This is a genomic window from Pseudomonas sp. AC247 (assembly GCF_979258015.1).
In genome coordinates, this window is the sequence record NZ_OZ409829.1 from 2,697,603 (window position 1) to 2,709,391 (window position 11,789).

The window sequence follows — 11,789 nt, forward strand, 5'->3', positions numbered from 1 at the left end:
CGTAATCTTATTTCCACCATTTGATTTCATCGAGGACATCGTCATGCATTACAAGGTTTTCGGCCGTAAAACCGGCCTGCGTGTTTCGGAACTGGCGCTGGGCGCTGGCAACTTCGGCACCGGTTGGGGCCACGGCGCGGAGCGCGATGAAGCCAAGCGCATCTTTGATGGCTATCTCGATGCCGGGGGCAATTTCATTGATACCGCCAATGGCTATCAGGGTGGGCAATCGGAATCGATGCTCAGCGAGTTCATCGCCCCGGAACGTGATCGTCTGGTGATCGCCAGCAAATACACGATGGGTACTACACCGGCGGACGGCATTTCCCACACCGGCAACAGCCGTAAAAACATGGTGCGCGCCGTCGAAGAAAGCCTGAAACGCTTGAACACCGATCACATCGATCTGTTCTGGGCGCATATCAGCGACGGCGTGACGCCGATGGAAGAAATCCTGCGTGGATTTGATGACCTGGTACGCGCGGGGAAAATTCACTACGCCGGATTGTCGAACTTCCCGGCATGGCGCATCGCCCGTGCCGACGTGCTTGCAGAGGTGCGTGGCTTTGCGCCGATTGCGGCGATTCAGGTCGAGTACAGCCTTGCCGAACGCAGCGCTGAACGCGAGTTGCTGCCGATGGCTGAAGCCCTCGGTTTGGCCGCCACACTGTGGTCGCCACTGGGCGGCGGCTTCCTCACCGGCAAGTATCGCGGCAACGATGACAACAACCGTGCGACGAAACTCGGCATGTTGGTGCATGCGGAAAAGAGCGCTCGGGAAACCGCCCTCCTCGATACTTTGCTGGCGGTCGCCAGCGAAATCGGCGTTAGCCCGACCCACGTCGCCATTGCCTGGTTGCGGGAAAAAGCCAAGCGCTCAACCACCGCGCTGATTCCGATTCTGGGATCGCGGACTCGTGAACAACTTGATGCGACGCTGGGTGCACTCGACGTGCAATTGAGCGATGACCAACTGGCCCGACTCGATGGCATCAGCAGCACGGCGGCGGGTGTTCCACACGAGACGATTGTCAGCTCGACTCCGCGTTTTACCGGTTCGCAGATACTGGATTTGCCTAAGGTTCCGGTGGCGTAAGAGTTTTGGGATCTGCTCGCGAAGGCGGTGTGTCATTCAACATTCATGTTGGCTGAACTGGCGTCTTCGCGAGCAGGCTCACTCCTGCAGGTTATGCGGTGTTAATCAGAGATCGACTTTGTGTCGGGCGGCGTAGAGGCAAAGCATTTCCATCGCCAGCGTGGCGGCGGCCAGCGAGGTGACGTCGGCGTGATCGTAGGCCGGGGCGACTTCGACGACGTCCATGCCGACCAGATTGATCCCGCGCAAGCCACCGAGAATCTCCAGTGCCTGCACCGTGCTCAGGCCACCGCACACCGGTGTGCCGGTGCCGGGCGCAAAGGCCGGGTCGAGGCAGTCGATGTCGAAGGTCAGATACACCGGGTTGTCGCCGACCCGCGCGCGGATCGCTTCGACAATCGCTTCGCAGCCACGCCGATGCACTTGCCGCGCGTCGAGTATCTGGAAACCCATCGGGTCGTCGTTGGTGGTGCGCAAGCCGATCTGTACCGAGCGCGCCGGATCGACCAAGCCTTCCCGCGCGGCGTGCCAGAACATGGTGCCGTGGTCGACACGCTTGCCCTCTTCATCTGGCCAGGTGTCGCTGTGGGCGTCGAAGTGAATCAGCGACAGCGTGCCGTGTTTGCGCGCATGTGCCTTGAGCAGCGGGTAGCTGATGAAGTGGTCGCCGCCGAAGGTGAGCATGGCGCTGCCGGCATTGAGAATGTGTTCGGCGTGGGCCTCGATGCTTTCCGGGATGCTGTGCGGTGAGCCGTAATCGAAATCGCAGTCGCCGTAATCGATAACGGCCAGATGATCGAACGGGTCGAATGCCCACGGCCAGTGGCGCTCCCAGGCAATCCCGGTGGAGGCTGCGCGAATCCCGCGCGGTCCGAAACGTGCGCCGGGACGGTTGCTGGTGGCGGTGTCGAATGGCACGCCGCTGACGGCAACGTCGACGCCACGCAAGTCACGGCTGTAGCGTCGGCGCATGAAACTGGTGATGCCGGCGTAAGTGCTTTCGGCGGCAGTGCCGTAGAGGCTGTCACGGGTCATGGCCTGGTCGTTTTGCATTGGCACGTCCATCGGAGTGCTCCTTCTTATTGTATTCAGGGCTATTGGTGGCTACGGAAAGTGGTCCAGAGGCGCGTGCGCTGGCGCATGTCCTTGAGGCTCATGCTGCGATCGGCGTACAGCCGCGCGCGCACATCGCTCGGCGGGTAGATGTCGGGATCGCTGCGCACGGCTTCATCCATCAGCGGCGTCGCGGCCTGATTGGCAGTGGCGAAGAACAGCGTATTAGTCAGCTCAGCCACCGAATCGGGGCGCAACATGAATTCGATAAAGGCCCGGGCGGCGTCGGGGTGCGGCGCGTCTTTGGGAATGGCGAGGTTGTCTTGCCAGATCAGCGTGCCTTCCTTGGGAATGCGATACGCGACTTCGTAAGGTTTGTTGGCCTTGCGCGCCTGATCGGCGGCCATACTCGCGTCGCCGTTATAGGTCAGCGCCAGACACACGTTGCCGCTGGCCAAGTCATTGATCTGCCGGCCGGTGGCGACGTAGAGCACCGACGGTTGAAGTTTTTGCAGCAACGCCTCGGCCGCTGCCAAGTCCTGTTTGTCAGTGCTGTAGGGATCTTTGCCCAAATAATGCAGGGCCAGACCGATGACTTCCTGCGGCGAATCCAGAATTGCGATCCCGCAATCTTTGAGCTTGCTGGCATATTCAGGTTTGAACAGCAAATCGAGGCTATTCAATGGCACGTCCGGCAGACGCTGCTTCACCGCTTCGACATTCATGCCCAGCCCCAACGTGCCCCAGGTGTATGGCACGCCATAGCGATTGCCGGGATCAACGGCGGCAAGTTTCGCCAGCAAGTCCGGATCAAGATTGGCGTAGCCCTTGAGTCCGTCGTGGGGGATTTCTTTCAGCGCGCCTGCGGCCAATCCCCGGGCCAACACGCTGGACGATGGAACGACAACGTCATACCCGCTGCCACCGGTGAGCAGTTTGGTTTCCAGCACCTCTGAGGTATCAAACGTGTCGTAGCGCACGTGGATGCCGGTTTCCTGCTCGAAACGCTGCAAGGTTTGCGGCGGTACGTAATCGGCCCAGCTGTAGAGGTTGAGGGTTTTCTCCTCGGCCTGAGCGTGGATGGCCACGGACAACAACAGCGCGGGGAAACACAGCTTGAACAAGGGAGCCATGACGAACACCTGACCGGAGGAAGTGGTTGCAGGATGCGCCGTCGGATACATTAGAAAAATAGCTGAATAATTATCCTGACTTTATCCCGGAGTAATGTGATGTTGGGGCAACTCCACGACATTGATTTGCAGTTGCTGCGCCTGTTTGTGCGGGTGGTCGAGTGCGGTGGTTTCAGTGCCGCGCAAGGTGATCTGGGCCTGAGCCAGTCGAGCATCAGCCAGCAAATGGCCAAACTGGAAACCCGCTTGGGTTATCGCCTGTGCAGCCGGGGTAAAGGCGGATTCAGCGTGACCCCCAAGGGTGAGCAATTGCTGATCGCGGTGCGTGCGCTGTTCGAGTCGATCGAGTTGTTTCGCCATCAATCCAACGGCGTCGCCGGACGCTTGATCGGTGAAGTACGGCTGGGGATTTCCGAGTCGGTCGATCAGTCAGTGCTGCAACGCGTCGCCGCGGCCATCCGGCGTTTTCGCGAGCGCGACGAGTCGGTGCGCATCGAGTTGATCAGCGCCATGCCCGGCGAAATGGAACGCCTGCTGTTGCAACAGCGGCTGGATCTGGCGATCGGCTATTTCTCGCAAGTGCAGAGCGCCTTCGATTATCGGCAGTTGTTCAGCGAAACCCAGCATCTGTATTGCGCGCCGGGGCATCCGTTGTTTACCGACGCGGCGCCCAGTGATGCGGCGCTTGCGGCATGCGACCGAGTCGATCATCCCTACCGTTTTTTGCGCAGCGACGAGCCGTTCCAGGGCAAGGTCTGTTCGGCGCGATCGGAGCAGATCGAGGGCACGTTGGCGTTTATCCTGTCGGGCAAACATGTCGGTTATCTGCCGGACCACTATGCGCATCAGTGGCAAGCCAATGGTTTGCTGCGCGCCTTGCGTCCCGGCGAGTTGAGTTTCGAAGTGGCCTTCCATCTCGCCCGGCATCGAGCGCAGGTGCCCGGGGATGCGCAAAAGGCATTCGAAAAAGACTTGTTGGCAGCCTTCACCTGAACACCGCAATGACCGGGTATGGAACAACTCATTGATGGCAATAGAACACTTGTGGCGAGGGGATTTATCCCCGATGGGGCGCGCAGCGGCCCCGGCTCTTTTGCCTGTTGAAAATGCAGGGGACTGCTGCGCAGTCCATCGGGGATAAATCCCCTCGCCACAGATGAATCCCTCTTTACACAGATAAATCCTGCTCTGCATAGATAGATCCTGCTCTTCACGGGTGTGACTTGTGCCAGGGTTGGCAGCAAAAAGCCCCCTGAGCCAATAAAACCTGACCTTTCAGGCAATTTTATTGCGTTGCCCTCGCCGCCCGCTTGCGGCATCCTGCGCACCCATTTTCTGACCCGGCACCGCCTCGCGGCACGCAAATCACCATGACCGCCTCTGAAAAAGCCTCGCGCAACAACGACCTGATCTACGGTCTCAACGACCGTCCGCACCTCACGGCGACCGTGTTTGCCGCCCTGCAACACGTGCTGGCGAGCTTCGTCGGCATCATCACCCCGACCTTGATCATGGGTGGTGCTCTCGGCCTGCACAGTGAAATCCCTTACCTGATCAGCATGGCGCTGTTCGTCTCCGGTCTCGGCACCTTCGTGCAGGCCAAGCGTTTCGGCCCGGTCGGTTCTGGTTTGTTGTGCCTGCAAGGCACCAGCTTTTCCTTTATCAGCGTGATTCTCAGCGCCGGTTTCATGGTCAAGGCACGCGGTGGCGGCACCGATGAAATCCTCTCGACGATCTTCGGCGTGTGTTTCTTCGCCGCGTTCATCGAAGTGGTGCTGAGCCAGTTCATCGGCAAATTGCGCATGCTGATCACCCCGGTGGTCACCGGCACAATCATCACCCTGATGGGGCTGTCGCTGATCAAGGTCGCGATGACCGACATTGCCGGCGGTTTCGGCGCGCCTGACCTTGGCGCCTCCAGTCACCTCTTCTTGGCGGCGCTGGTGATCGGCACCATCGTTGTGCTCAACCGCGTCGACGTGCCGTTTCTGCGTCTGGGCGCGATCGTCATTGGCCTGACCCTCGGCTACGTGGTGGCGTGGCTGATGGGCACGGTGGATTTCGCCTCGATGCCCGAGGTGCCGCTGGTCAGCGTGCCCGTGCCGTTCAAGTACGGTTTCAACTTCGACTGGGTGGCGTTCGTCCCGGTGGCGGTGATTTTCCTCGTGTCGCCGCTGGAGGCTGCGGGCGACTTGACCGCCAACTCGATGATCTCGCGGCAACCGGTGAAAGGCCCGCTGTACATCCGCCGGATCAAGTCCGGCCTGCTCGCCGACGGCCTTAACTCGGCCATGGCGGCGGTGTTCAACAGCATGCCGATGGTGACGTTCGCGCAGAACAACGGTGTGATCCAGCTCACCGGCGTGGCCAGCCGCTACGTGGCGTTCTTCATCGCCGGTCTGCTGGTGCTGCTGGGCCTGTTCCCGATGATCGGCGCGGTGCTGCAATTGATGCCGAAACCGGTACTCGGCGGCGCTGAACTGGTGATGTTCGGCACCGTCGCCGTGGCCGGAATCAAGATCCTTGCCGAAGCCGGTCTGCATCGGCGCAACATGCTCATCGTGGCGATTTCCCTCGGCATGGGCCTGGGCATCGCCGCCGTGCCGGAGGTTCTGCGTGAACTGCCGCAAGCGCTGCGCAATATCTTCGAATCGCCAATCACCGTTGGCGCACTCTGCGCTATCGTGCTGAATATCTTCCTGCCGGAAGAATTCATCGAGCTGGAAGAGGACGATTTCGACCCGGAAGCGTCGATTCTTCAGGTCATGGAAAATCCGGACATGCCGGCCAAAGGTGAACCTGCCCCGGCGGCGGCTGTCGCACAGTTGAACCGCTAACGTCTGGCCTTGGAACAAAGGGCTGAGCCGGCAACGGTTCAGCCCTTTTTTTTGAGAGACCGTTTATGCGCCGCCTCCACGCCGTCATGCTGTCGCTACTGCTGCTGTCCCTCAGTGCCTGCGCGCTGTTTCCCAACCGTGATCCGGTGAACATCAATGTGGTTGGTCTCGAACCGTTGCCGAGCCAGGACCTGGAAGTGCGCTTCGCCATCAAGTTGCGCGTGCAAAACCCCAACGAAACCGCGATCGATTACAACGGCATCGCCCTCGATCTTGAGGTCAACGGCCATTCGCTGGCCTCGGGTGTGAGCGATCAGAGCGGCTCGATCCCGCGCTTTTCCGAAACCATCGTCAGCGTACCCGTCAGCATTTCCGCCTTCTCGGTACTGCGCCAGACCCTCGGCCTCAGCCAGACACAAACCCTCGACAACCTGCCCTACGTGTTGCACGGCAAACTCGCGGGCGGCTTGTTCGGCACCATGCGTTTCGTCGACAGTGGCAAGCTGAGCTTGCCCAAGGCCAGTGCCGCGACCTGGTAAAAATGCGTTAGCCTCGCACGTCTATCAAAGACACTCAGGGAGGCTGCAGGTTTATGGAAGATACACCGACGTTGTACACCGAACGGCTGATCCTGCGTGCGCTGCAACTGGCCGATGCCCAAGCGGTGCAGCAACAGTTTGCGCAGTGGGAGGTGGTGCGTTATCTGAACGCCGCCGTCCCCTGGCCCTACCCCGAAGATGGTGCGCTCACCTACTTGCGCGACATTGCTTTACCAGCAGTGGCGGCCGGCAAGGAATGGCATTGGTCGATTCGCTTGAAGTCAGCGCCCGAACAGTTGATCGGCAACATCAGCCTGATGGATCAGCAGGACAACAACCGTGGCCTGTGGCTGGCACCGGCGTGGCAGGGTCAAGGGTTGATGACTGAAGCGTGTGCGGCGGTGAGCGAATACTGGTTTATCACTCTGAATCGTACGGTGATGCGCGTGCCCAAAGCGGCGCCCAACCTCGGCTCGCGCAAACTGTCCGAGCGTGCGGGCATGCGCCTGATTCGAACCGACGAGGACAACTTCGTCAGCGGCCGCTTCCCCCGTGACATCTGGGAAATCACCCGCGAAGAATGGCTGCAAAACCACTAAGCCCCCCTGTAGGAGCTGCCGAAGGCTGCGATCTTTTGATCTTGTTGTTAAAAAGATCAAAAGATCGCAGCCTTCGGCAGCTCCTACAGGGGATTTTCGGGTTTATGTTGTGAAGCGCACGCCGGGTTTGGCGCGTTCGTCCACGCTCAGTTCGAACACGTCCGGCCGTGCATAGTGGCCGACCACGTCGTAGTCATACCGTGCGCGCACCAGTTCTGCAGTATCGATTTCGGCGGTGAGCAATCCAGCCTCACCGCGCAGCGGTCCGGCCAACACGTCGCCCATTGGCCCGACGATCACGCTGCCACCGGCAATCAACGGTCGGTCCGCTGGCCAATTGGCGATCTCTACGCCCAGCGCATTCGGCGAGGCCTGCACCTGACAGGCGCTGACCACAAAGCAGCGGCCCTCGTGGGCGATATGGCGCATGCTCACCTGCCACATCTCGCGCTCATCGACTGTCGGCGCGCACCAGACCTCAACGCCCTTGGCATACATCGCCGTGCGCAACAGCGGCATCATGTTTTCCCAACACACCACCGCACCGAGCTTGCCAACCTGGGTGTCGAGCACCGGCAGCGTCGAACCGTCCCCCTTGCCCCAGATCAGCCGTTCGGTGCCGGTCGGCATGAGTTTGCGGTGCTTGCCGACGAGCCCGGCCTGCGGGTCGAAATACAGCACCGTGCAATACAACGTACTGCCCGCGCGCTCGATCACGCCGATCACCAGATTGGCCCCGGTCCGTGCGGACAAATCGGCCAGCGCTTCGGTTTCGGCGCCCGGCACATCGATGGCATTGGCGAAGTAGCGGGCGTAGGCCTCACGCCCTTCCGGCAATCGATATCCCAACTGCGTGCCGAACGCCTCACCTTTCGGATAACCGCCGAGCAGTGCTTCCGGCATCACCACCAGCGCTGCGCCGGATTCGATGATCGCCGCTTCCCAACCGAGAATCTGCTCCAGGGTTTCACCTTTGCCACCGGGCAACGAGCCGATTTGCAGGGCGGCAACAATTGATTTGGCCATCACGTTTACTCCATCAGGTTCCGAGGTTGCTGATTTTGCGGCGCCACGCGATCATGAATAAAGCCCAGAACACTGCTGAATGATATGAGCCAAATGAATATCGCCAACGTCGACCTCAACCTGCTGAAAGTCTTCGAAGCCTTGCATGAGGAATCCAGCGCCAGCCGCGCGGCGTTGCGCCTGGGCGTCACGCAATCGGCGGTCAGTGCGGCGTTGCGGCGCTTGCGTGAGGTGTACGGCGATCAATTATTCGTGCGCACCGGGCGCGGACTGGCGCCGACACTGCAGGCCAATCAGTTGAAACCGGTGGTCAGCGAGGCACTGAACAAATGTCGGCAAAGCCTGGCCATGGTCGATCCGGCGGCCCATCAATACGAGGGCCGCTCGGTAACCGTAGGCCTGTCAGATGATTTCGAGATTGCCTACGGTCGCCGCCTGATCGAAGAAATTGCCCGCAGCGCGCCGAAGTTGCGCCTGATTTTCCGCCAGACCCACAGCCAGATCGTCGCCCGTGACCTGATGGAACGCAGCATCGACCTGGCGATCACCGCTGGCGGTTTTGCCGAGCGCTTGCTCAGTCGGCAAGTGTTGGGGGAAAGCGGTTATGCCTGCCTGGTCGATCCGGCGAGCCTTGCACCGGGTCAGCAGCAGATAGATCTGCAAGCGTTTGTCGCCCGCGAGCACATTCTGGTGTCGTCCGGCGGTTTTATCGGCATCACCGATGAGGGGTTGGCGGCGCTGGGCCTGAGCCGTCGGGTGTGTGCGTCGACCAGCCATTTTGCCGCGCTGCCTTATCTGCTCAAGGGCAGTCAGGCGGTGGCGACGATTCCGACGCACGCCGCCGCGAGCATTGCGGCGCTTAGCGGGCTGAGCTTGCTGCCCTGCCCGCTGGCCCTGCCGCGCTACCCGATCGAACTCGGCTGGCGCACCAGCACGCAGATCGATCCGGTGGTGGTCAAGGTGCGCGAAGCGATTGCCGCCAGTTTCCGCTAAGGTTTACTTGTTCGCCGCCATCAGGCGATTGACTTCACTGCGCACCATGTTGGCGAATTCCGGCGGCGACATGCCGTCCAGCTCAGAACGCACCCACTCCGCCCATTTGCCCTTGCGCTTGCCACGCTCGCCGAACAGGCGCGCGGCTTCGCCTTTGGCTTTGCCCAGATTGTTCTGCCAGAGTTCGAACAGACGGGATTTCTCGTCTTCCAGCGCAGCGCGCTCTGCGAGGGATTTGTCGGCCAGATTGAAACTCATGGGGAATTATCCTGCTGCATAAAATGGCGACATCTTACACGCTCGACGGAAATCTCCCGCGCAGGTTTTTCTTTCTGACCTAAATTCAGTGCAACTTTTTGACTGACGCCACACTCCATTGATCACTGTCCATTCACCTGCAAGGAGTTACCCAATGGCCCGGAAATCCGCCGTGCAAGCCGCCCAGGATCAAATCAAGGATCAAGCCTTCAGCGAACTTCAGGCGCTGATCGAGGAGTCCGACAAACTGCTCAAGAACAGCGCTTCACTGGTTGGCGAGGAAGCGGAAACCCTGCGCGGACAAATCGCCCAGAAATTGCAGCAGGCGCTGGAATCAGTGTCGAGCGTGCGCGACCGCACCAAACCGGCGGTTGACGCCACCGAAAGCTACATTGGCGGCCATCCATGGCAGACCGTGGCCATTTCGGCCGGTTTTGGTCTGGTGGTAGGCCTGTTGCTCGGTCGTCGTTAGGCCGTCCACGCCGGACAAACATGCCAGTCAGGGCGACCTGACTGGCATTTTTCATGCGCGCGATTCAGCGGCCGGCAAAACGCAGCCGTGAGAGCTGGTGCAGATCGCCGGCAACGTAATAATCGTCGGTCCAGCGATCATCCACGGCCAAGGGCTGTACCTGCTTCAAGGCCAGCTTCCTGGCGAAATAGCGAAATCGATAATGCTCGTAAAACCGCAGCAACTCCAGACCGTAACGGTCGGCCAGGTCGGTGTCGCCGCGAATGATCAGGTAGTTTTCGTCGTTGCCGTTACTCGCCGAACTGCTGAGGTTGTGGCTGCCGCTGATAATGGTTGGCGCGTCGGTGGTGAAGTCGGTGACCACCGCTTTGGTGTGCACCAGCAAATTACCCTTCTGGCCTTTCATGTTCTCGCGCAGCCAGCCCTCCAGCCCTGTGTTGAGCAGCGCCGTGGCAGCGAATTCGGCGCTGCGATCGGCGTGGAATCCAGTGATGCGGCTGGCGGTGTTTTGCAGGCCGAAACGCAAGATGTCGTCGTGAGGCTGCCCCAGTAGCGCGTTGAGAATGGCGTCCGGCAGGCTGAACGCGGTGACGAACAGCAGGTCTTTTTTCGCCGCCTCGATGATCTCGACAAACTCACGCAAATCAGCGCCGCCGGTGCGCGGCGAGAATCCGGCGAACAACGGCTGCGTGGCATCCATCGGGTTATGTTCGTTGATCCATGCGCGGGTCGCACCGACATCGTCCGGCGTCGCCCACACCTCTTCAAAGGTTTGCAGATAGCGAAGGCTCACCGCCGCGTCATCGAGCACATGCACTACGTTGGCCTGGCGATAAACGCCATTGGCGGTGAAATTGGTGCTGCCACACAACAGCGCTTGCGGCTGCCGCTGGCCCGTGGCGTCGAGCCGGCTGAGTACGATGAACTTGTTGTGAAAAATATTGTGGGTGACCCGCCCGCGTTTATTCGCGGCAGGCAGCTTGGCCAGGCTGGCCTCGTTGATCGTGGTGTCTTCGTCATCGGGCCGCGCGTGGTACACAACCCGCACCTGCACGCCGCGCGCAAACGAAGCGTTCACCGCATCGACAATCGCCTGTAACTGATATTCATAGATCGCGATGTCCAGCGCCCATTGGTCATCAACTGCCCGTTCGATAAAACCCAGCAGACGCCCGAGCAAACCATTTTCCAGCCATTGCCGGGCAGCGTCGGGCCAGGCTTCGATGGGCATGTTCTTGTTGGCGCCGATTTGTGCGTCGAGCTCGGGAAACTTGCGCTGGAATGCCTGACTGGCGGCCACTGCGCGGTTGAAAATCACGCTCTGATTGGCCGGGTGACCGTCATCCGCGGTGATCGTCAGCTCCAGCGATTCACCCAGTTGCGGCGCGTCCGGGGTGCCGTAGGCCAGATGGACGCGGTAGTGAAGGGTCATCCCCGGATTGACCGCGTAATCGGCCCAGCGAAATTTCTGCAGCGGCGCCAGGTCACTCGGCGTCGCGTGGAACTGCGCGAAGGTGTGGGTTTTGCCGGGGAAGGTCAGGCTGTTGAACAGAAACAGCCACGGCTTGTTGCCCTGCTGCTTTTCGATGGCGAAGCCGAGCAAGCCTTGGCGGCGCGGTTCGGCGAGGTCGATGGCCAGCAATACGCCGTTGGTGCCGGCGTAGGCCTTGACGCGAAAATCGTCCTGAAGGTTTTTCACCAAAACGCGCATCGCTCACTCCTTGTGATTGGTTTGCGGCCAGCATAGACCGAGTGGCGGCTTTCGCGTGCAGGAGCAAGGCTT

The 11,789-nt window shown here is 60.4% G+C and carries 12 protein-coding genes; 7 read left to right on the forward strand and 5 right to left on the reverse strand.

Annotated features, from left to right (window positions below):
• The first annotated feature begins 43 nt into the window (after positions 1–43).
• Positions 44–1,096 (forward strand): aldo/keto reductase, encoded by a 1,053-nt coding sequence (locus ACZZ0B_RS12375; protein ID WP_463545330.1) that lies wholly within the window; start codon positions 44–46, stop codon positions 1,094–1,096.
• A 105-nt stretch (positions 1,097–1,201) separates the two neighbouring features.
• On the opposite strand, the gene speB is transcribed toward ACZZ0B_RS12375, so the two are convergent.
• Both speB and ACZZ0B_RS12385 read right to left on the reverse strand, forming a co-directional pair.
• Positions 1,202–2,161, reverse strand: coding sequence for an agmatinase (gene speB, locus ACZZ0B_RS12380; protein WP_463545331.1), 960 nt, complete (start codon positions 2,159–2,161; stop codon positions 1,202–1,204).
• A gap of 29 nt (positions 2,162–2,190) precedes the next feature.
• Positions 2,191–3,282 (reverse strand): polyamine ABC transporter substrate-binding protein, encoded by a 1,092-nt coding sequence (locus ACZZ0B_RS12385; RefSeq protein ID WP_463545332.1) that lies wholly within the window; start codon positions 3,280–3,282, stop codon positions 2,191–2,193.
• Between the two features lie 99 nt (positions 3,283–3,381).
• Between ACZZ0B_RS12385 and ACZZ0B_RS12390 the strand changes: the two genes are divergently transcribed.
• The 4 genes from ACZZ0B_RS12390 to ACZZ0B_RS12405 all read left to right on the forward strand — a co-directional run bounded on the left by ACZZ0B_RS12390 (position 3,382) and on the right by ACZZ0B_RS12405 (position 7,257).
• Positions 3,382–4,275 (forward strand): LysR family transcriptional regulator, encoded by an 894-nt coding sequence (locus tag ACZZ0B_RS12390; protein WP_463545333.1) that lies wholly within the window; start codon positions 3,382–3,384, stop codon positions 4,273–4,275.
• Between the two features lie 377 nt (positions 4,276–4,652).
• On the forward strand, positions 4,653–6,119 hold the full coding sequence (locus ACZZ0B_RS12395; protein WP_008088653.1) for a nucleobase:cation symporter-2 family protein: 1,467 nt from the start codon (positions 4,653–4,655) through the stop codon (positions 6,117–6,119).
• A gap of 65 nt (positions 6,120–6,184) precedes the next feature.
• A complete protein-coding gene (locus ACZZ0B_RS12400; protein ID WP_008088652.1) occupies positions 6,185–6,658 on the forward strand; it encodes an LEA/WHy family protein in 474 nt (157 codons plus the stop codon).
• Positions 6,659–6,711: 53 nt separating this feature from the next.
• Positions 6,712–7,257 carry a GNAT family N-acetyltransferase gene (locus tag ACZZ0B_RS12405; RefSeq protein WP_158831601.1) on the forward strand — a complete coding sequence of 182 codons (546 nt, stop codon included), beginning with the start codon at positions 6,712–6,714 and terminating at the stop codon, positions 7,255–7,257.
• A gap of 102 nt (positions 7,258–7,359) precedes the next feature.
• Here ACZZ0B_RS12405 and ACZZ0B_RS12410 read toward each other — a convergent pair whose 3' ends face one another.
• The gene (locus ACZZ0B_RS12410) at positions 7,360–8,283 is read right to left on the reverse strand and encodes a carbon-nitrogen hydrolase family protein (protein WP_440095263.1); all 924 of its coding nucleotides are present in this window, start codon (positions 8,281–8,283) and stop codon (positions 7,360–7,362) included.
• A gap of 84 nt (positions 8,284–8,367) precedes the next feature.
• Between ACZZ0B_RS12410 and ACZZ0B_RS12415 the strand changes: the two genes are divergently transcribed.
• Positions 8,368–9,276 (forward strand): LysR family transcriptional regulator, encoded by a 909-nt coding sequence (locus ACZZ0B_RS12415; RefSeq protein WP_008088649.1) that lies wholly within the window; start codon positions 8,368–8,370, stop codon positions 9,274–9,276.
• A 3-nt stretch (positions 9,277–9,279) separates the two neighbouring features.
• Here the strand turns inward: ACZZ0B_RS12415 and ACZZ0B_RS12420 are convergent, their stop codons facing one another.
• Positions 9,280–9,534 carry a hypothetical protein gene (locus tag ACZZ0B_RS12420; RefSeq protein ID WP_008088647.1) on the reverse strand — a complete coding sequence of 85 codons (255 nt, stop codon included), beginning with the start codon at positions 9,532–9,534 and terminating at the stop codon, positions 9,280–9,282.
• A gap of 154 nt (positions 9,535–9,688) precedes the next feature.
• On the opposite strand from ACZZ0B_RS12420, the gene ACZZ0B_RS12425 reads away from it, so the two are divergent.
• A complete protein-coding gene (locus tag ACZZ0B_RS12425) occupies positions 9,689–10,006 on the forward strand; it encodes an ElaB/YgaM/YqjD family protein (RefSeq protein ID WP_008088645.1) in 318 nt (105 codons plus the stop codon).
• 64 nt (positions 10,007–10,070) lie between these two features.
• Here ACZZ0B_RS12425 and ACZZ0B_RS12430 read toward each other — a convergent pair whose 3' ends face one another.
• Positions 10,071–11,717 (reverse strand): phospholipase D-like domain-containing protein, encoded by a 1,647-nt coding sequence (locus ACZZ0B_RS12430; protein WP_463545334.1) that lies wholly within the window; start codon positions 11,715–11,717, stop codon positions 10,071–10,073.
• Positions 11,718–11,789: the final 72 nt, after the last annotated feature.